The following is a 19,945-nucleotide window of genomic DNA, read 5'->3' on the forward strand; positions in this document are numbered from 1 at the left end:
TGCAGGTCATCGCGGCACCGGCCGCCAGCGTCGTCGACGGGCAGGTCACCGGGCTCAGGCCGGCCAGGGCATCGAGCACCGTCACGCCGCTCAGCGCCACGTCGCCGCTGTTCTTCAGCTCGAAGGCATAGGTGATCGTGTCGCCCAGGCCGTACGGGCCGGTCGAGCTCACCGTCTTCTCCAGCTCCAGTGCGGGCATGGGATCGACCGTCACCGTCACCACCGCGGTGTCGCAGACCGCCCCGTGCGGTGCGGCCAGGCACACCTCATAGGTGTACGTGGTGGTCCCGCTGAAGCCGGTGGCCGGCGTGAAGGTGATCCGGCCCGTCGTGGCGTCGACCTGGGTGGTGCCATGCGCCGACGGCACGGTCACCGTCACGCTGCCCGGATCCAGGGTGCCGTTGACCGCGCTGTCATTGTCGAGGACCGAGGTGGTCACCGGCGTGGTCTTCGGAGTGTTGCCCGCATCGTCGTCGGTCGCCTCGACCGCCAGCAGCAGCGTGGTCACCGTCGGGCTGTCGCACGGGGCGGCGGCGGTGCAGGCCGGATCGCCCCCGCCGGTCACGCGCGCACGGTTTTCCACGCGGGCACCGGCCTGGGCGGTCGCGGTCACCGACAGCGTGAACACCGCGCTGTCGCCGGCCGCCAGGCCCTGCGCCACCGCGCAGGTCACCGTCTGCCCGGCGACGCTGCAGCCGGTGACCGGCGTGGTGATCGTCAGCCCCTCGGGAACGGTGTCGGTCACGACCGCTTCGGCCGTGGTCGCCGCGGTGCCGCGGTTGTGCAGGGTGATCGTGTAGTCGAAGACGGTCCCGCGCGGCGCGGTCGCCGGGGCGCTCTTCTCCAGTTCCAGTTCCGGTGCGCCGGCGTTCACCGGGATGACGACGGACGCGCTGCAGACGCCATCGCCCTGGGTGAAGCTGCCGCCGGCCGCGGCGCACGCCACGCCACGGTTGGTGGTCCCTGCGGGCGGCGCGACCGTGGCGGTGTTCTGCACCGTGGTCTGCGCCTGGACCGGCCAGGACGCCGAGGCGGCGAGCAGCACCGCGATGGCGGTACGCGCCAGCCAACCGGACACGGCGCGCGGCAACACGGGTCGGAGCACCACGGCGGTGCCGGTGGTGCGGCGGGAACTCTGGCGGAACAGATTCATGACACTCCCCAAGGACTACCTGCTCGCACGCCCGGGGGCGTACGGCGATGATTTCCGGGCGCTCCCGCCGCGCCCGAGGCACGGTCCGGGAAGGTCCGGGTTGTTTCGTTGCGTTATGGCGCCGCGCTGCCGGCCCGGATCAGCGGTGTGCCGCCACCCCACCGGTCTTCGACGGCCACCGGCCCTCCCCCGGCGCCGCTCCCGGATCCGCCGGCGATGCACGCCGCTCCCCGGCGAGGGCCGGGCGGCAACGGAAACGGTTCGCACAGGACGACATGCCGCGGCTCCGGGGTCAGATGTAGCGCGACCAGAGCACCGACGCGCTCGCCGGTGCAGTGGGCGTGGATTCGCTGCCGCCGCTGCACAGCGGGATCAGCTCCAGGCTGCCGTTGGCCGAGCCCACGTCCACGGTGACTCCGCCCGCGGAGATCACCGTGTTGGCGGTGGCGTTGCTGCCCACGGTCAGGTTGCCGTGGATGGTGACCATGGCGCCGCTGGTGCTCAGGGTCTCGCCCAGCAGCACGCTACCCTTGATCAGCCAGCCGGCGGCGGCCAGGTTCTTCTCGGCGATAACGCCGGTGTTGGCCACGGGCAGGCCGGTATGCACCCGCGGATTGCCGAAGGCGTCCGGGTTGGCCGGATCCTCCCAGGTCACCAGCGCGCTCGGGCTGGCGCACAGGTTGGAAGGATAGAAGGCCCCGCCGCAGGTACGTGCCGCACCGGCATGGTTGGGCGCGGTCAGTGCCAGCGAAGCCCCGCTGTTGGGCAGGCTCACGCTGCCGGCGCTGATCAGGGTGTTGACCAGTTCGGTGGCGTTGCCGCTGACCTGCAGGCCGGCATCGAACCAGAGCACCCCCGGCGGCATCTGCGTGACGCCGTCCAGGCGCCATTGGCCGGCACTCTGGCCGACGTTCAGGCAGCCCTTGTCGTTGCCGTAGCTGCAGGTCATCAGCTGCTGCAGGAGCGTCCGCTGCGCGGGCGTCGGGTCGGCGAGCGGATAGACACCGTCGATGGCGGTTCCGTCGGCGCGCTTGACGTTGCGGATGGTCAGGTACGCGCGGCCTTCCGCGTCGCGCTGGAACACATAGTTCGCCATGGCCAGGAAGTCGCTGGCCTTGAGCGGCTTGACCCGCGCATCGCACCACTTGACGCCCGGCAGGCCCGGGCTGGTGCCGGCCACGTTGTCCTGCAGCGTGGCCGGCTGCGGCGCGGTGGTGGTGCTGAAGCCGCCGGCGATCCGTCCCTGGCCGATGCCGAACGACTCCCAGCCGGTCAGCTTGACGCCGCCGCCGCCCACCAGTTCGGCGATGGTGGCGCCCGGCGTTTCGAGGTTGCCGGCGGCCCAGACCTGGGCATAGCGGCCACGTGCCAGCAGCGGGATGTGGTAGCCCCACAGCTTGTCCACGCTCAGGTCGAAGGCCCCCTGGCGGATCTGGCCGCCGTCCACCGACACCGCCTGGAAGGCCAGCACGTCGGGCAGCCGGGCGTCTTCCGGACCGGAGAGGCGCTCGGCCACCGCGGCGACGCCGCTGACGGCGCCGGTCTGGGGATCGATGTCCAGCCCGGCGTGGTTGAGGTCTAGCAGGAACCGGGTGGCCGGCACCGCCGGGGGATTGCCCTCTGCGGTGGTGATGACGATCAGGCCGTTGCCGCGGTCCGGCAGCAGGACGCCACGGGTCCACGGAACCGGCCCGGTCGCGGACAGCAGCCGGCCGCCGACGACCGAGGTGCCCAGGGCCGCCCCGCTGCCGTCGTGCACGCGGACCGCATAGCCGCCGGCCTGCACCAGCGACACCGAGGTGCCGCTGACGTTGCCCATGTCCACGTTCCGCCCCCACAGCGAGATGCCCGCGGGGATGCTGCCGCCGATGGTGATGTTGTTCTCCGACCAGAGGTGGCCGTTCGCGGTGAGGCTGCCGCCGGACACGTTGGCCGAGCCCTTCACGCAGCCGGAGATGCGCGCGCCGGAGTTGCCGGTGACGCGCAGGTCGCCGGCCACCACGATGTTCTCGTAGTCGGTGGCGTTGACCACGTCCATGTTGCCGCCGGTGTATTCCAGGTCGCCGTTGAACACCATCGGCGCGGCGGGCATCGACGCGCACACCGGCGGCGTGCCCGGGCCGCCGCTGCCCGGCGCCACCTGGTAGACGACATCCAGGGTCGCGGTGGTCAGGGCGCTGCCCAGTCCGGCCTCGCCGGTGACGCGGGCGCTGACCCGGTACTGTCCGCCGCCGTGGTCGTCCACCGCGGTGATGGTCGCCGCGCGCACGCCCAGGGCGCCGAGGCCGGACACGGCCTTGGTGTCGCTGCCGACCCATCCCGGCCAGACCGCCTTGTCCACCTGCAGCAGGTACAGCCGCAGCGCCTCCACGCCGCGCCACGCCGCCGCCTGCGCGGCGGTGGCCGAATGCGTGGTGAGCTGCCGCGACTGCGCGCCGCGCAGCGAGTACACGGTGGCGGCGACGGTCACCGAGACCGCCAGGCCGACCGCCAGCACGATCAGCAGCGTGGCGACACCGCGCTGCCGGCGCGGCGGATGGAAACGACGGCCATTCCTGGACATGGGTGGACTCCCCTGGCGCATCACGACGGGACCGCGGCCGCGGCCAGATTGGGCAGGCACACGGAGAACAGCGGCTCGCCGCTGCCGTCCACGCGCTTGAGCGACACCCGCTGCACGGCCGGCAGGGTGGCGGCGTCCTGCTGCATGTAGGGCAGGCAGGCCGCGCGCTCGAGACTGAAGACATGGCCACCGGCGAGCGACATCCCGCCGCGCTCACCGGCCAGTTCGAACAGGCTGCCGTCGGGGTTCTTCGGCATCAGCGCCATCGGCATGCGCTCGTTCGTGTCCCAGTCGACCGCGGCGACGCTGTCGCAGCTCTTGGGCGGCAGGCGGTAGAGCCCCGCGGTCTCCACCCGCAGTCCGGCGCAGGCGGACGCGCCGTCCTGCAGGTAGCGCCATACCACCTGCCGGCCGGCATCGCTCAGCGCGATCCGGTCGTCGAGGCCCGGCGCCGGCTCGACCCCGAACCCGGCGGCCTGCAGGTCCAGCTGCGCGGCCAGCAGGCCGGCGGCCATCTGGCCGTCGCGCAGGGCAGCGCGCGAGGCGTCGGACGACACCGTCACCATGGTCTTGTAGAGCACCAGCATCGCGGCGATGGTGATCAGCGAGATCACCAGGCCGACCATCATGCTGATCAGGCTCTGCCCGCACTGCCCCCTGCGCGGGCGAGGCATCGAGTGGCACATGTTCATTGCCTCGTCGACAGCAGCAGTGCCGCGTCGTCCGCGTCGGCGCCGCCCAGGCCCAGGTCGCCGGCGGCAACCGCCAGGTCGACCCGCTGCGGGGCGTCCACCGGGTGGGTCACGCCGGCCACGGTGACGTTCGCCGAGGCGCTTTCGCAGGCGATCGCCACCCGCGCATCCCCGGCCGGCAGCGCGATGCGGACATCGCGGCCGTCGCACAGGGCCACGCCATGGCTGTGCAGTTCGCTGCGCAGCCGCTCGACCGCCAGGTTCTCCACCTTGGCATCGTGCTGGCTGCTCATCACCTTGGCGGCGACGTGCGCCAGGCCGGCGCCGATCACGCTGGTGATCAGCACCGCCACCAGCGCTTCGAGCATCATGTCGCCGCGCTGGCCGCGCGGGCGTTCAAAGCAGGTCGACATGCAGGGCCTCCTGGTCGCCGAACCCGATCGCGATGCGGTGGTGGTCCGCTCCGCCGCCGCAGTCGCCGCTGCCGGCCACCTGGCTGCCGCGGTTGTCGAACGCCACGCAGGCGAGATCGCCGACGGCGTTGCCGCTGTCGTCGGCCAGCTGCGTGGTGGTGCCGGTGGGCAGGGTGCCGTTCCATGGCGCCTGCGGACCTCCTGTCACTTTCACCTGCAAGGCATCGCCGCGACGCTCGAGCCATGCGGCCACGTCGCCGGCGGCGACCGCCCCGGGATTGCGCAGGGCCAGCGCCCTCGCCTGGGATACCCCCTCCCAGACGAGGTTGCGGGCCTGCATCTGACGGTTGCTGTCCATCCAGCCCCGGGCGAACGGGGTGCCGGCAGCCGCCAGCACCGCCATCACCGCCACGGTCACCATCAGTTCGATGAGCGATACACCCCCCTGGTGTCGCATCACCAATCCCCCACCAGGCAGCCGGACGGCGCCTGCGGACCGGCATCCTCCAACGTCAACGTGCAGCCTTCGAGCCTGGCGCCCACCCCCGTGGCGGTCAGGACGTAGCCGCTGCCGTCGGCCCGGGCCGAGAAACCGAAGTCCCCCGCCCGTGCGGCCGGTGTCCAGGCGGCAAATGCCGACTGGACCGCGCTGGTGTCGGTGGCGACGACATCGGGATACGCCAGCGTGCGCTGTCGATGGTTCTCCAGCACCGCCGACAGGGCCCGCAGGTCCGCCTGGGCGGTGCGGGTCTTGCTGCGCGCGACATAGTTCCCGTACGCCGGCAGAGCGATGGCCGCGAGGATGGCGAGGATCGCCACCACCACCATCACCTCGATCAGCGTGAAACCCCCGATAGTCCTTCGACCCACGACATTCCCCCCTTGGATGCCATCCCCCGAGAAGTAAAAGCGGCATTGGTCACACTAAATCCCGCCCCTACTTCGGGGCGCAATCGTTGTCCAGTCATGACAACGATGTCAAGTGCTTTCAACCGTATCGGAAAAGAACCCCGCAATTTCTGCGAAAATCCGTCATATGGACGCCCAAGACGCCCGGCTGGTTTTCTGCACCTGCCCCGATACGGCAACCGCACACGCGCTGGCCCGCCACCTGGTGGAGCGGAATCTGGCCGCCTGCGTGAACTTGTTGCCGCCGATGCAGTCTGTCTACCGCTGGCATGGACAGCTGGAACAGGCCGAGGAAGTACAGCTGCTGATCAAGACCTGCGCGGATCGGCTGCCTGCGCTGTCGGCCGCCCTCCAGCGGCTGCACCCCTATGAAGTGCCGGAGATCCTGGCGCTCACCCCCAGTGCCGGGCTGCCGGCGTACCTGGACTGGATTCGGGCACAGACCCGTGAGGAAGACCCACGTTGAAGAGGTTGCTGCACTATTTCGCCCCCCTGCTCCTGCTCGCCGCCAGCGCCCTTCCGGCCTGGGCGATCGACGACAAAGACCTGCTGCCGGTGGACGAGGCCTTCGCCCTGCGCGCCGAAGCGACCGCACGCGACCGCATCGAACTGCACTGGGACATCGCTCCGGGCTACTACCTGTACCGCCACCGCACCCGCGTCGTCGCCGGCCCGGGGTTCGAGGCCGGCGAGCTGCGCCTGCCGGCCGGCGAGAAGAGCCATGACGAGTTCTTCGGCGATGTCGAGACCTACCGGCAACAGCTGAAGGCGGTACTGCCCGGCAGCGCCGACGCCGCCACCGGCACGGTGACCCTGGACATCCGCTACCAGGGCTGCGCCGACGCCGGCGTCTGCTACCCGCCGCAGAAGCGCACCGTGGACGTCGTCCTGCCCGGCGCCGCCGCGGCGGCCAGCGGCAGCGGAGGGAGCAGCGGCGGCGGCGCCCCGATGTTCAACCCGCTGGCGCGCGCCGACGGCGGCGGCCTCACCCTGCCCGGCGCCGACGGCGCGCAGCGCCTGCCGCTGCCCTCGGAACAGGCCTTCGGCTTCGAAGCGGTGGTCGATGACGGCAACCGCCTGCTGCTGCGCTTCTCGCCGGCGCCGGGGTACTACCTGTACCGCGACCGCACCTCGCTGGCGCTGGAAGGCGCCTCCGGCATCCGCCCCGGCAAGCCGCAGTGGCCGGCGGGCACCTCGCACCGCGACGAGCACTTCGGCAACGTGGTGGTGTACTTCGATCCGGTCGACGTCCCGCTGCCCCTGCGCCGCGAACGCACCGACGCCAGCCCCGCGACCCTGGTCGTCACCTTCCAGGGCTGCCAGACCGACGGCATCTGCTACCCGCCGATGACCCGCCGGGTCCGGCTCGCGCTGCCGGCCGGGCAGGTGTCGCCCAGCAACGAAGCGGCCGTCGCCTCGCTGGTCATCCCGCCGCTGCCCAGCGGCCAGGCCGACGACGCCACGCCGACGCCCGCCGCCACCGATCCCGGCGCGCCGACCCCGCTGGTGGTGCGCGCCAACGGCATCGACGACCCCGCGCTGCAGGCCAGCCCCGATGCCTCGGCCGAGAACCCGCGCCGCAGCCAGCCGCCCGCGGCCGCCGGCAGCTCCGATCCGCTGGGATGGATCCTGCTGCTGGCCCTGGCCGGCGGCCTGGTCCTCAACCTGATGCCCTGCGTGCTGCCGGTACTGTCGCTGAAGGTGCTGGGCCTGGTGCAGAGCGGCGCAAGCCGCCAGCACGCCCGCCGCCACGCGCTGTGGTACACGCTGGGCGTGCTCACCGCGTTCGCCGCCATCGGCGCCCTGGTGCTGGCACTGCGCGCCGCCGGCCAGGCCGCCGGCTGGGGCTTCCAGCTGCAGCATTCCTGGTTCATCGCCGCCCTCGTGTACCTGATGTTCGCCGTCGGCCTGAGCCTGTCCGGGGTGTTCACGCTCGGCAGCACGCTGGGCGGGCTCGGGCAATCGCTGGCCAACCGCCAGGGGGCGACGGGCGACTTCTTCACCGGCGTGCTGGCCTGCGTGGTCGCCAGCCCGTGCATCGCACCGTTCATGGGGCCGGCGCTGGGCTACGCCTTCACCGCTCCGCCGGCGATGGCCATGCTGGTGTTCCTGACACTGGGCCTCGGGCTGGCGCTGCCGTTCCTGGTGATCGGCTTCGTGCCGGCACTGGCCCGGCGCCTGCCCAAGCCCGGCCCGTGGATGGAGACCTTCAAGCAGGTGCTGGCCTTCCCGATGTACCTGACCGCGGTCTGGCTGCTGTGGGTGCTGGGCAAGCAGCGCGGCATGGACGCGGCGGCGCTGCTGCTGGGCGGCGGCACGGTGCTGGCGCTGGGCCTGTGGTGGTTCGACCGCAGCCGCTGGCACAGCCGCCGCATCGGCATGGCCCTGGGCGGCCTGCTGATCCTGCTGGCGCTGGTCCCGGTGTGGGGCGTGACCCGCATGGAGACCCCGGCACGCAGCGCCAGCGAAGGCACCCAGGCCTACTCGCCGGAACTGCTGGACCGGCTGCGTGCCGACAACCGCGTGGTGTTCGTCAACATGACCGCCGACTGGTGCGTCACCTGCAAGGCCAACGAACGCAACGTGCTCGACCGCGACGCGTTCCGCGACACCCTCAAGCGCGTGGACGCGGTGTACATGCGCGGCGACTGGACCAATGTCGACCCGCAGATCAGCGCCTTCCTGGAAAAGCACAAGGCGGTCGGCGTCCCGCTGTACGTGGTGTACGGGCCCGGCGCGCCGCCACGGGTGCTGCCGACGGTGCTGACCCATTCGGTGGTCGAGGACGCGCTGCTGCGCGCGGCCCGCTGACATGCGCCGCGCGTCGTGGTGGGTGGCAGGACTCGCGGCGGCGGCCGGGCTCGCCGCCGGCGCGTGGCTGAGCCGCCCGCCGGCCCCGGCGCACGCGGCGATGACCGACACCGACAGTGCCGTGGCCCCGGCACTGGCCCCCGGCGCGCCCATGCCGCACTTCGCCCTGCCCGACCTGGACGGCACCCTGGTGCAGTTCCCCGGGCAGTTCGCCGGGCGGCCCCTGCTGATCAATGTCTGGGCGAGCTGGTGCGCGCCCTGCGTCGAGGAAATGCCCGAGCTGGCGCGCTTCGCCGCGCTCCAGGACGACACCGGCCCACAGGTGGTCGGGCTGGCGCTGGACAGTGCCGATGCGGTGCGCGGGTTCCTGCAGCGGGTGCCGGTGGGCTATCCGATCGTGCTCGACACGCCCGGCCCCCGCGACGCCAGCGTCGCGCTCGGCAACACCCGGGGACTGCTGCCGTACAGCCTCCTGGTCGATGCCCAGGGCCGGGTGCGCAAGCAGAAGCTGGGGCCGTTCAAGGCCGGCGAGATCGAGCACTGGGCCGCGCCGGCGGATCCGCGGCCGGCACCGGCCACGCCCTGAGCGGACGGCGCCGGCGCAGGCACCACCACCGTCCCTGCACGGCCGCCGCCGCGCCCGGCGAAGCTCCCGGGTGCGGCGGCAGGCGGTTCCGTCCGGCGCCGCGCCGGCCCCTCAGTCCCGCGCGCGCGGCCTGGCCACGCGCGCGGCGAATGCCGGCAGCACCAGCAGGGTCAGCGCGGTCGCGGTGAGCAGGCCGCCGATCACCACCGTCGCCAGCGGCTTCTGCACTTCCGCGCCGGAACCGCTGGCGATCGCCATCGGGAGGAAGCCGACGATCGCCACCAGTGCCGTGGTCAGCACCGCGCGCAGGCGACTGGCGGCGCCGTTGATGGCCGCCGGCAGCGGCGGGTCGCCGGCCTCCAGCCGCTCGCGGATCGCCTGCATCAGCACCAGGCCGTTCAGGGTCGCCACGCCGGAGACGGCGATGAAGCCGACCGCCGCCGACACCGAGAACGGCATGCCGCGCAGCAGCAGCGCCAGCAGGCCGCCGACCAGCGCCAGCGGCACGCAGCTGAACACCAGCGCGGCCTCCCTGCCGCTGCGCAGCGCCATCACCAGCAGGCTGGCGATCAGCAGGAACACCACCGGCACCACCGTCGCCAGCCGCTTCTCCGCACGCTGCAGGTTCTCGAACTGCCCACCCCAGGCCAGGTAGGCCCCCGCCGGCAGCGCCACCCCCGCCACCGCGGCCTGCGCCTCGGCCACGAACCCGCCCAGGTCACGGCCGCGCACATTGGCCTGCACCACCACCCGGCGGCTGCCGTTGTCGCGGCTGATCTGGTTCGGCCCTTCACTGACGGCGATGCGCGCCACCGACGACAGCGGCACCGTCCATCCGGCCGGCGTGGCGACCGGCAACGCGGCCAGCTGGTCCGGATCGCTGCGCGCGGCATCGTCCAGCCGCACCACCACGTTGAAGCGGCGGTCGCCCTCGAAGACCTTGCCGGCGGCGGTGCCGCCGATGCCGGTGGCCAGCGCTTCGCTGACGTCCGCGGCGGTCAACCCGTACCGTGCCGCGGCCAGGTGGTCGATCTTCACGTTGAGGGTGGGCAGGCCGGCGACCTGCTCCACCCGCACGTCGGCCGCGCCGTCCACCGCGCGCAGCTTCATCGCCACCTGGTCGGCGACCTTCCGCAGCTGTTCGAAGTCGTCGCCGAAGACCATCACCGCCAGGTCGGTGCGCACCCCGGAGATCAGTTCGTTGAAGCGCAGCTCGATCGGCTGGCTGAACTCGAAGCTGTTGCCCAGCTGCTGCCCTGCCAGTTTCTCGAAGCGCGCCACCAGTGCCTCTTTGCCCAGCTTCGGATCGGGCCAGTCCTTGCGCGGCTTCAGCATGATCACGCTGTCGGAGATGTTGGTCGGCATCGGGTCCAGCGCCGCTTCGGCGGTACCCGTGCGCGAGAACACGGTCGCCACTTCCGGCTGCGTCGCGATGGCTGTCTCCAGTGCCAGCTGCATCGCCAGCGACTGCTCCAGCGAGGTGGACGGCACGCGCAGGGCCTGCATGGCCACGTTGCCCTCGTCCAGCGTCGGCATGAACTCGCGCCCCAGCAGCGAGAACGCGCCGGCCCCGACCCCCACCATCACCAGCACGCCGGCCAGCACCGTGCGCGGATGCGCCACGGCCGTACGGATCGCCGGTTCGATGCGCGCGCGCAGCAGGCGGATCAGCATCGTTTCGTGCCCGCCGTCGTCGGCATGCGCACCGCCGCTCCGCGGCTTCGGCTCGCGCACCAGCAGTGCGGCCATCGCCGACACGAAAGTGAAGGAGAAGATGAAGGCGCCGACCAGGGCCAGCATGAAGGTGGCCGCCATCGGGTGGAAGGTCTTGCCCTCCACGCCTTCCAGGGTGAGGATCGGCGCGAACACCAGCAGGATGATCAGCTGCCCGAACGCCGCCGGACGCGCCATCCCGCGCGCCGACTCGGCGGCCACGCGCAGGCGCTCCATCGCGGTCAACGCACGCCCCAGCTCGGCGCGGCGCTGGCCCAGCATCAGCAGCGTGGACTCGATCACGATCACCGCGCCGTCCACCAGGATGCCGAAGTCCAGCGCGCCCAGGCTCATCAGGTTGCCGCTGATGCCGAAGCGGTTCATGCCGATCACCGCGAACAGGAACGACAGCGGGATCACCAGCGCGGTGATCGCCGCCGCGCGCAGGTTGCCCAGCAGCAGGAACAGCACCGCGACCACCAGCAATGCGCCCTCGGTGAGGTTCCTGGCCACGGTCCTGATGGTCGCGTTGACCAGCTCGCTGCGGTCCAGCACCGGTACCGCCACGATGTCCGCCGGCAGCGAGGCATTGACCTGCGCCAGCCGCGCGGCGGCGGCCTGGGCCACGGTGCGGCTGTTGCCGCCGGCGATCATCAGCGCGGTGCCGAGCACGGCTTCATGGCCGTTGCGGCTGGCCGCGCCCAGCCGCGGCGCGCGGCCCAGGGCCACGTCGGCGACATCGGCCACGCGCACCACCACGCCATCGCGGGTGGCCACCGGCGCCTGCGCAAGATCGTCGGTGGTCAACGCCAGGCCATCGGCGCGCACCACCAGGCCTTCGCCGGCGCGCTGCACGAAGCCGGCACCGGCCTGCACGTTGGCGCGCTGCAGGGCGGTGACCAGATCGGCCAGGCCCAGACCCTGCGCGGCCAGCCGGGCGCTGTCCGGATGCACCGCGTATTCCTTCACGTAGCCACCGATGGTGTCCACGCCGGCCAGCCCCGGGCTGGAGCGCATCTGCGGCGCGATGATCCAGTCCTGCACGGTACGCAGGTAGGTGGCGCGCTCTTCCGGCGTGCGCAGCAGGTCGCCTTCCGGCGTGCGGTAGACCTCGCCGGCCTGCCAGCCGGCATCGCCGGGCCTGGCCAGCCTGGCCGGATCGAACGCGGTGAAGTCCACCGTCCACATCAGTACCTCGCCGAGCCCGGTGGTGACCGGCGACAGCAGCGGCGAGGTGCCGTCGGGCAGGTCGTCGGCGGCCTCGCGCATGCGCTCGGCCACCTGCTGGCGGGCGAAGTAGAGGTCGGTCGCGTCGGTGAAGATCGCGGTGACCTGCGAGAACCCGTTGCGCGACAGCGAACGGGTGGTGGTCAGCCCGGGAATGCCGGCCAGCGCAGTCTCCAGCGGGAAGGTCACCTGCCGTTCGATCTGTTCCGGCGTCAGCGCCGGCGCCACGATGTTGATCTGCACCTGGCGGTTGGTGATGTCCGGTACCGCGTCGATCGGCAGCCTGCCGAGCTGGTACAGGCCCCAGGCCGCGACCAGCGCCGCCAGGAACACCACCAGCCAGCGGAAGCGCACCGCGGCTTCGATGATCAGCTTGAACATGGTCGCCTCCTCAGTGGCCGTGCTCGGCTTCGCCCTTGGCCAGCTCGGCCTTGAGCAGGAAGGCGTTGGCAGCGGCAATGCGTTCTTCGCCGGTCAGCCCGGCGAGCACCTCAACGCGGTCGCCGGCACGCCGCCCGGCCAGTACCGGCTGCACCTTGAAGCCGCCCTCGACGGCCACGAACACCGCACTGCGGCCGTCGACGTTCTGCAGGGCATCGGCGGGCACGCTGAGCGAACCGTCCCGGCCTTCGGTGACCACCACCGCCGATGCCGGCGAGCCGGCCGGCGGCAACGCGGCCTCCAGCGGCGTGGCACGGATCACCGCGACGCCGCCCTGCTGGCGGACGTCGGCGGCCGAACCGGTGACGGTGGCGGTGAAGCCGCCGCCCGGCACGCTCACCTCCAGGGTCATGCCCGGTGCGACCTGCGCGGCCAGCGCCGGCGGTGCGGTGAACACCAGTTCGTTCATCGCCGGATCGGCGACGTCGGCCACCGCGCTGCCGGCGGCGACCACGGCCCCCGGCGTGACCTGCACGTTGCCGACGATGCCGGCCAGCGGGCTGGTGATGCGCACACGGCCGCCGGCATCGGGCGCGCCGCTGGCGGCCACCTGGGCCTGTGCCGCAGCGGCCCGGGCCTGCGCCGCCAGCGCGCGTGCGCGCGATGCTTCCAGCTCCTGGCGGGCGACCACGCCCTGCTCCACCAGCGCCCTGTCGCGGCCATGGGCCAGGCGCGCGGCCTCGGCCTCGGCCGACGCGGCCAGGGCGTCGGCGCGGAACACCGCGGCCTCGCCGCTGACCACGATGGCCAGCGCCTGGCCCTGCGTCACCGGGGTGCCCGGCGCGACCAGCACGCGTTCGACACGGCCGGCCACGGCGGCGGCCACCGAGGCGCGCGCCCCCACCGCCGGCTCGACCCGGCCGGACAGGCGGGTCGAACCGCCACCACCGCGACCGATAGCGACCACCTCGATACCGGACGCCTTGATCTGTTCCGGGGTCAGCTGCACCACGCCTTCATCGGCATCGGCATCGGCATCGGCGGCATGGCCGTGGCCGTCATCGTCTGCGGCCGTGGCAGCGGCCGGTTCCGGCGGCTGCGCATTGCCGGCGCAGCCGCCCAGGAGCACGGCCAGCAGCACGCCGCCGGCCAGGGGGAAAGAACGGGACAGGATCATGGGGCCTCCACAAAGGGTGCGCGCCCTTCAAGGCGCGCAAGAGCGATTTCGGCGCCGACGCGCGACAGGCGCGCATCCACGGCGGCGGCGCGGGCGGCGATGAGGGCGCTGCGCGTGCTGCGCAGTTCCAGCTGCGAGATGCGCCCGGCATCGACGCCGACGCGCGCCAGGCGGTACGCCTCTTCGGCGGCGACCACGCTTTCATCGGCCGCCCGGGTACGGCTGCCGGCCGCCGCCAGCGCCGCCAGCGCCGCCAGCCGATCGGCGCCGCTGTCGCGGCGCTGCCGGTCCAGCCGCGCCTCGGCCGCGCGGCGCTCGGCATGCGCGGCCCGGACACCGCCGGCGTTGCGGTCGAACAGCGGCAGACCAAGGCTGATGCCCAGCGTGTAGGCGCGTTCGCGCTCCTCGCGGAACCGGGTCTGCACAGCGGTGACGCTGAGGTCGGGCAGCGCGCGCTTGCGTGCCACCTCGATCTGCCGGGTGGCGGCCTCGGTCTCGGCTTCGGCGATGCGTACGGCCAGGGCCACACCGCCCGCGCCGCGCGGCAGGGGCGGGGTGCGGTCGAGCAGGCTGCCGTCGATCGCGCGCACCGGCCCATCCAGCAGCGCGGTGCCGGCCAGGCGGGCCAGGGCGGCATCGCGGAAGGCCTGCGCCTCCTCGCGCATGGCAGCGGCGTTGGCCACGTCGCTGCGCGCCTGCACCGCACGCAGGCGTGGTTCGCGGCCCTGCGCGACCATCGCCTCGACGGCGTCGGCATCGGCGCGGGTCAGCGCCAACACCTCGTCGGCCAGGGCATGACGACGCAGCGCGGCTTCCGCCTCCGCGTAGACCGCGGCCAACTGCCCGGCGACATCGCTGCGGCCCTGCGCGCCGCGCAGGCCGGCGGCCTGCGCCTCGGCCCGGGCGGCACGGACGCGCGCGCCCCGCTGGCCCCAGACCTCCAGTGGCTGGGACAGGGTGAGTACGGTCTCGGCCTTGTCCAGGCCGGCATAGGCGCCGCTGCCCCAGGCGTTCTCGGTGGACCAGGACAGGGTGGGATTGGGCAGCGCACGGGCCTGGTCGGCGCGCGCAGCGGCGGCGTCGGCCAGTGCCGCACCCTCGCGGGTGCCGGGCAGCTGGTCCAGGCGTTCAAGCAGGGTGTCGTAGGACGGGGCGGCTTGCGCCGCCGCCGGCATCGCCGGGGCCAGGCCCAGCAACACGGCGACGGCCAGCCCGGCCGCACGCAGCGGCCGACCAGGGACAGTCGACATAGGAAGTTCCGGAATCGAAAAGGAATCAGGACCCGCGGCGACCGCCGCGGGGCAGGTTCAGATCAAGACCGGGGAGGACGCGTGGGGCCGCCCAGCGCGACGGCGTGGGCCGCGGTTCCGGGCGTGGCGACCCACACCGCGGGCGCCGGCTCGCCGTGGGACGGCGACAGCTCGGCAGGAAGACTGAGGCTGGAGTGGTGGCAGTGGCCATGGCCGCAGGCACCGTCCGCGGCCGCATCGTGCGGGCTACCCGCATCGACGGCATCGGCCTGCACCTGCCCGGCCACCGCGTCGGGCTCGACGAGGCAGGCGAACGCCTCCGACACGGGCACCACCACGAAGGCCGCCATCAGCAGCATCAGCAGGTGGAGCACGGTCTTGCGGGAGGCCAGGAGCATGCCGGCGAGGCTAGCAAGCGGTTCTGCGCGGATACAATATCAATGCCCGGCCACGTCCGGCGGCGACCGTAACCCGGGGGCGGAACCGCCAGCAGCGCCCGTGCCCATGCCTTGCGGACGGGTGCCGCCACCGTCCGGATGCCGGCGGGCCTCTTCCGATACCGCCCGCCGCCGCGCGCCATGCGGGCGTTTGGCGCGGGTGTCGGCCGGGGCCGGCGCGGCCCCGCCGGAAGCCCGCGACCCTCGACCGCGCGCACCCTGCGCCTGGCGGCCGGCTTGCCGGGAAGGACCTGGCGGCCGCGGCCGCGGCGTCTGCCGCCGCCGGCCCGTTCCCCGCAGCCGGCGCCAGGCCGGGCCATGGCCGCAGGCACCGCACCTTTTCAAGCAATCGATTGAAACGCCGGCAAGTTCGCCGAACTGGACAGCATTGCCCGGTTCCCGCAGACTGCCGCCCTTTCCCCTCCAACGCTGGCACATGGCACGACTGCTGGTCCTCCACGGCCCCAACCTGAACCTGCTCGGCACGCGCGAACCGGAGGTCTACGGCCACGCCACGCTGGCCGACATCGACGCGGCGCTGCTGCGCCAGGCCGAGGCTGCCGGGCACGAACTGGAGAGCCTGCAGTCCAACGCCGAGCATGTGCTGGTGGACCGCATCCAGGCGGCGCGCACGGACGGTACCGCCTTCATCCTGATCAATCCGGCCGCCTTCACCCATACATCGGTGGCGCTGCGCGACGCACTGGCCGCCGTGGCCCTGCCCTTCATCGAGATCCACCTCTCCAACCCGCACGCACGCGAACCGTTCCGCCAACACAGCTACCTCAGCGACAAGGCCGCCGGTGTCATCTGCGGCTTCGGCGCGGACAGTTACCGTTACGCCATGGACGCCGCGCTGCGGCGTCTCTGAGCCCCTACCCCCGCGCCGTCGCGTCCGCGCGCCGCCGCCGATCCTACCCACGAGGCACCTTATGGACCTGCGCAAAATCAAGAAGCTGATCGACCTGCTGGAAGAATCGAATCTGGCCGAGATCGAAATCAAGGAAGGCGAAGAGTCCGTGCGCCTGTCGCGCACCCCGGTCGGCGGCTTCGCCGCACCGGCCCCCGCGCCGGTCTACGCCGCGGCGCCGGCGGCAGCGCCGGCCATGCCGATGAGCTCGCCGGTCGAGGCCGCCACCGGCGGCACCCCGAAGCCGGGCAACGCACTGCCGGACGGCCACGTGCAGCGCGCACCGATGGTGGGCACGTTCTACGCCTCCTCGGCGCCGGACAAGCCGGCCTTCGTCAGCGTCGGCCAGACCGTCAAGGCCGGCGATACGCTGGCGATCATCGAGGCGATGAAGATGTTCAACCCGATCGAGGCCGAAGTCGCCGGCACCGTGGTGGCCATCCTCGGCGAGAACGGCAGCCCGGTGGAGTACGACCAGCCGCTGTTCGTGATCGCCTGAGGCGCCGGCCATGCTCGACAAAGTCGTAATCGCCAACCGCGGTGAAATCGCGCTGCGCATCCTGCGCGCGTGCCACACCCTGGGCATCCGCACGGTCGCGGTGCATTCCACCGTCGACCGCAACCTCAAGCACGTGGCGATGGCCGACGAGTCGGTCTGCATCGGCCCGGCTCCGTCGACGGACAGCTACCTCAACATCCCGGCGATCATCGCCGCGGCCGAAGTCACCGACGCCCAGGCCATCCATCCCGGCTACGGCTTCCTGGCCGAGAACGCCAACTTCGCCGAACGCGTCGAGGAATCCGGTTTCATCTTCATCGGCCCCAAGGCCGACACCATCCGCCTGATGGGCGACAAGGTGGAAGCGATCCGCGCGATGAAGGCCGCCGGCGTGCCCTGCGTGCCCGGCTCGGGCGGCCCGCTGGGCGACGACCCCGCGACCAACATCAAGATCGCGCGCGAGATCGGCTACCCGGTCATCGTCAAGGCCGCCGGCGGCGGCGGCGGCCGCGGCATGCGCGTGGTCTACACCGAAGGCGCGCTGGTCAACGCCGTGGCCACCACCAAGCAGGAAGCCAAGGCCGCGTTCGGCAACGACATGGTCTACATGGAGAAGTTCCTGGAGAACCCGCGCCACGTGGAGATCCAGGTCCTCGCCGACGGCCAGGGCAACGCCATCCACCTGGGCGAACGCGACTGCTCGATGCAGCGCCGCCACCAGAAGGTGGTGGAGGAAGCACCGGCGCCGGGCATCACCCCGGAGCTGCGCGAGCAGATCGGCAAGGTCTGCGTGGAGGCCTGCGTCCGCATCGGCTACCGCGGGGCCGGCACCTTCGAGTTCCTGTTCGAGAACGGCCGCTTCTACTTCATCGAGATGAACACCCGCATCCAGGTGGAGCATCCGGTGACCGAGCTGATCACCGGCATCGACCTGATCGCCGAGCAGCTGAAGATCGCCGCCGGGCACAAGCTGTCGATCAAGCAGAGCGACATCAAGATCAACGGCCATGCCATCGAATGCCGGATCAACGCCGAGGACCCGGAGACGTTCCTGCCCTCCCCCGGCACCATCACCGGCTTCTACCCGCCGGGCGGCCCGGGCGTGCGCGTGGACACGCACATCTACGGCGGCTACCGGGTGCCGGCCAACTACGACTCGATGATCGGCAAGCTGATCGTGCACGGCCCCGACCGCGACACCGCCATCGCCCGCATGCGGGTGGCGCTGAGCGAGATGGTGGTGGACGGCATCAAGACCAACGTCGCCCTGCAGCAGCGCATCATGCGCGACAAGGGCTTCCAGGCCGGCGGACAGAACATCCACTACCTGGAAAAGCGCCTGGCCGAGCGCAAGAACCAGTCGATCGCACTGACCTGAGCCGGCGCCAGCCGGCGGTGCAGGGAAGAAGAAGGCGGGGACACCCGCCTTCCTCCGTTTCCGCGCAGGAGCGCGACGGGACATTGCCGGGAAGGCGCCATCGCCGCCCAGGAGGCGCCCGTGCCGGCCTGGCGCGCGCATTCGGCCGCCCGCTCGTCTAGGATGCCCGCTTCCGTACCGCCGCCGTCCATCCCATGCCCTTCCTCGAACTCACCCTGCGCTGCACCGAAGCCACCCAGCCCCGCTACGAGAACGCCCTGGAGGACGTCGGCGCACTGGCGGTGACCCTGCTGGACGCCGATGCCGACACCGGCAACGAGCACGCGATCCTGGAGCCGGGCGTGGGCGAGACCCCGCTGTGGAACGCACTGGTGCTCAGCGCCCTGTTCCCCGCCGAGACCAACGCCCTGGCGCTGCTGGCCGCCCTGGAGGCCTTCGACCCCGGCCTGGACTGGCACACCGCCAGCTTCCGCGCGGTCCAGGACGAGGACTGGGAACGCGCCTGGCTGGACCAGTTCGAGCCGATGCGTTTCGGCCAGCGCACCTGGATCGTGCCGTGGAACCACGCGCTGCCGGAGGAGGCCCGGGACGCCGGCGCCGCGGTGGTGCGCCTGGACCCGGGCCTGGCGTTCGGCTCCGGCACCCACCCGACCACCGCGCTGTGCCTGCGCTGGCTGGACCAGCTCGCCGCCGACGGCCGGCTGGAGGGCGCCACCGTGCTCGACTTCGGCTGCGGCTCGGGCATCCTCGCCCTGGCCGCGCTGAAACTCGGTGCCGCCGGCGCGGTGGGCGTGGACAACGATCCGCAGGCCCTGGTGGCGACCGCCGACAATGGCGAGCGCAACGGCACGCGGATCGCCGCCTACCTGCCCGGGGACGAACCCGCCGCCACCTATCCGGTGGTGGTCGCCAACATCCTGGCATCGGCGCTGGACGCCCTGGCCGACCAGCTCGCCGCGCGCACCGCGCCGGGCGGCCGCATCGCCCTGTCGGGCATCCTGCAGGGCCAGGAGGACGAGCTGCTGGAGCGCTACGCGCCCTGGTTCGAGCAGCTCGAAGCCGTCCAGGACGGCGACTGGATGCGCATCACCGGCGTACGCCGTGCTTGAATGAAGGCCCGCCTGGACCGTCCGACATGAGCACACCCCCCGTCCCGCCCCATCCGTCCCTGGCCACGCTGCTGCGCAGCGGGGAGCCGGCGGCCGGGCCGGGGCCGGGCCCGGCCACCGGGGACACGGCGGACGCGGAGGACCGCATGCCGCCGGTAGTGGCAGCCGTGGACACCGGCGCCGCCACCGCGCCGGTGACCGGCGGCGCGTCCCCCAGCTTCCTGCACGCCGCGCGCCACGCCCGTCCCGCAGCCCGGCGCACGCCACGCTGGCAATGGCTGCTGCTCGCGGCGCTGGCCCTGCTGCTGGCGGTGCAGGTCGTGGTCGCCGACCGCGCCACCCTCGCCGCGCGCGCCGGCACGCGGCCGTTGGTCGCCGGGCTGTGCGCGGTACTGCGCTGCAGCCTGCCGCCGTGGCACCAGCCCGACGCGTTCACCATGCTCCAGCGCGACATCCGCCCGCTGCCCGGCACCGAAGGTGTGCTGCAGGTCCAGGCCAGCTTCCGCAACGATGCGCGCTGGGCGCAGGCCTGGCCGCAGCTGCGGCTGTCGCTGGCCGATGCCGATGGACGCGTGACCGGACGCCGACTGCTGTCACCGGACGACTATCTCGGCGGCGCCCACGACCCGCAACAGCGCCTGGCGCCGGGCCAGAGCGCACAGGTCGCCTTCCTGCTGCGCGAGCCGGCCGCGACCACCGTGGCCTACACGTTCGAGTTCCGCTGAACGCCGTCGACG

General features: G+C 72.5%; 18 protein-coding genes. 8 read left to right on the top strand and 10 right to left on the bottom strand.

The genetic code is table 11. From position 1 onward, the window contains the following. From K5L01_RS07665 to K5L01_RS07690, 6 genes are all read right to left on the bottom strand, one after another. Positions 1-1,153, bottom strand: a 1,153-nt coding sequence (locus tag K5L01_RS07665; RefSeq protein WP_250063551.1) for a DUF7507 domain-containing protein, incomplete at its 3' end; no start/stop codon positions are given. Between the two features lie 292 nt (positions 1,154-1,445). Beyond that, positions 1,446-3,716 (bottom strand): hypothetical protein, encoded by a 2,271-nt coding sequence (locus K5L01_RS07670; protein ID WP_250063553.1) that lies wholly within the window; start codon positions 3,714-3,716, stop codon positions 1,446-1,448. 20 nt (positions 3,717-3,736) lie between these two features. Beyond that, positions 3,737-4,390, bottom strand: a complete 654-nt coding sequence (locus tag K5L01_RS07675) for a PilW family protein (RefSeq protein WP_250063555.1) — start codon at positions 4,388-4,390, stop codon at positions 3,737-3,739. Between the two features lie 14 nt (positions 4,391-4,404). Next, positions 4,405-4,821, bottom strand: coding sequence for a type IV pilus modification PilV family protein (locus K5L01_RS07680; protein WP_250063557.1), 417 nt, complete (start codon positions 4,819-4,821; stop codon positions 4,405-4,407). Continuing rightward, positions 4,805-5,278 carry a prepilin-type N-terminal cleavage/methylation domain-containing protein gene (locus K5L01_RS07685; protein ID WP_250063559.1) on the bottom strand — a complete coding sequence of 158 codons (474 nt, stop codon included), beginning with the start codon at positions 5,276-5,278 and terminating at the stop codon, positions 4,805-4,807. The genes K5L01_RS07680 and K5L01_RS07685 overlap by 17 nt, the downstream gene beginning before the upstream one ends. Then, positions 5,278-5,649 carry a type IV pilin protein gene (locus K5L01_RS07690; protein WP_425603872.1) on the bottom strand — a complete coding sequence of 124 codons (372 nt, stop codon included), beginning with the start codon at positions 5,647-5,649 and terminating at the stop codon, positions 5,278-5,280. The genes K5L01_RS07685 and K5L01_RS07690 overlap by 1 nt, the downstream gene beginning before the upstream one ends. A gap of 208 nt (positions 5,650-5,857) precedes the next feature. Here K5L01_RS07690 and cutA point away from each other — a divergent pair, with 208 nt between their 5' ends. The 3 genes from cutA to K5L01_RS07710 are packed head-to-tail and all read left to right on the top strand — an operon-like array spanning position 5,858 to position 9,127. Next, positions 5,858-6,196 carry a divalent-cation tolerance protein CutA gene (gene cutA, locus K5L01_RS07700; protein WP_250064141.1) on the top strand — a complete coding sequence of 113 codons (339 nt, stop codon included), beginning with the start codon at positions 5,858-5,860 and terminating at the stop codon, positions 6,194-6,196. Continuing rightward, positions 6,193-8,541: a protein-disulfide reductase DsbD family protein gene (locus tag K5L01_RS07705; RefSeq protein ID WP_425603858.1), complete on the top strand. Its 2,349-nt coding sequence runs from the start codon at positions 6,193-6,195 to the stop codon at positions 8,539-8,541. The genes cutA and K5L01_RS07705 overlap by 4 nt, the downstream gene beginning before the upstream one ends. A gap of 1 nt (position 8,542) precedes the next feature. Next, positions 8,543-9,127, top strand: coding sequence for a TlpA family protein disulfide reductase (locus tag K5L01_RS07710; RefSeq protein ID WP_250063561.1), 585 nt, complete (start codon positions 8,543-8,545; stop codon positions 9,125-9,127). Between the two features lie 111 nt (positions 9,128-9,238). Here K5L01_RS07710 and K5L01_RS07715 read toward each other — a convergent pair whose 3' ends face one another. From K5L01_RS07715 to K5L01_RS07730, 4 genes are all read right to left on the bottom strand, one after another. Further along, the gene (locus tag K5L01_RS07715) at positions 9,239-12,448 is read right to left on the bottom strand and encodes an efflux RND transporter permease subunit (RefSeq protein ID WP_250063563.1); all 3,210 of its coding nucleotides are present in this window, start codon (positions 12,446-12,448) and stop codon (positions 9,239-9,241) included. A 10-nt stretch (positions 12,449-12,458) separates the two neighbouring features. Further along, entirely contained in the window at positions 12,459-13,625 is a 1,167-nt protein-coding gene (locus tag K5L01_RS07720; RefSeq protein ID WP_250063565.1) for an efflux RND transporter periplasmic adaptor subunit, read from the bottom strand. Next, a complete protein-coding gene (locus tag K5L01_RS07725; protein ID WP_250063567.1) occupies positions 13,622-14,875 on the bottom strand; it encodes a TolC family protein in 1,254 nt (417 codons plus the stop codon). The genes K5L01_RS07720 and K5L01_RS07725 overlap by 4 nt, the downstream gene beginning before the upstream one ends. Before the next feature lie 62 nt (positions 14,876-14,937). Next, a complete protein-coding gene (locus K5L01_RS07730; RefSeq protein WP_250063569.1) occupies positions 14,938-15,273 on the bottom strand; it encodes a hypothetical protein in 336 nt (111 codons plus the stop codon). Positions 15,274-15,748: 475 nt separating this feature from the next. On the opposite strand from K5L01_RS07730, the gene aroQ reads away from it, so the two are divergent. The 5 genes from aroQ to K5L01_RS07755 all read left to right on the top strand — a co-directional run bounded on the left by aroQ (position 15,749) and on the right by K5L01_RS07755 (position 19,933). Then, a complete protein-coding gene (gene aroQ, locus K5L01_RS07735; RefSeq protein WP_250063571.1) occupies positions 15,749-16,183 on the top strand; it encodes a type II 3-dehydroquinate dehydratase in 435 nt (144 codons plus the stop codon). 61 nt (positions 16,184-16,244) lie between these two features. Further along, complete coding sequence (gene accB, locus K5L01_RS07740; RefSeq protein ID WP_250063573.1) at positions 16,245-16,721, top strand: acetyl-CoA carboxylase biotin carboxyl carrier protein; 477 nt, start codon at positions 16,245-16,247, stop codon at positions 16,719-16,721. A gap of 10 nt (positions 16,722-16,731) precedes the next feature. Beyond that, the gene (accC, locus tag K5L01_RS07745) at positions 16,732-18,099 is read left to right on the top strand and encodes an acetyl-CoA carboxylase biotin carboxylase subunit (protein WP_250063575.1); all 1,368 of its coding nucleotides are present in this window, start codon (positions 16,732-16,734) and stop codon (positions 18,097-18,099) included. 194 nt (positions 18,100-18,293) lie between these two features. Beyond that, positions 18,294-19,208, top strand: a complete 915-nt coding sequence (gene prmA / locus K5L01_RS07750; RefSeq protein WP_250063577.1) for a 50S ribosomal protein L11 methyltransferase — start codon at positions 18,294-18,296, stop codon at positions 19,206-19,208. Between the two features lie 26 nt (positions 19,209-19,234). Then, entirely contained in the window at positions 19,235-19,933 is a 699-nt protein-coding gene (locus K5L01_RS07755) for a DUF3426 domain-containing protein (RefSeq protein WP_250063579.1), read from the top strand. Positions 19,934-19,945: the final 12 nt, after the last annotated feature.

It is taken from the genome of Stenotrophomonas mori, from assembly GCF_023556335.1.
In the GTDB taxonomy this organism is placed as follows: domain Bacteria; phylum Pseudomonadota; class Gammaproteobacteria; order Xanthomonadales; family Xanthomonadaceae; genus Stenotrophomonas; species Stenotrophomonas mori.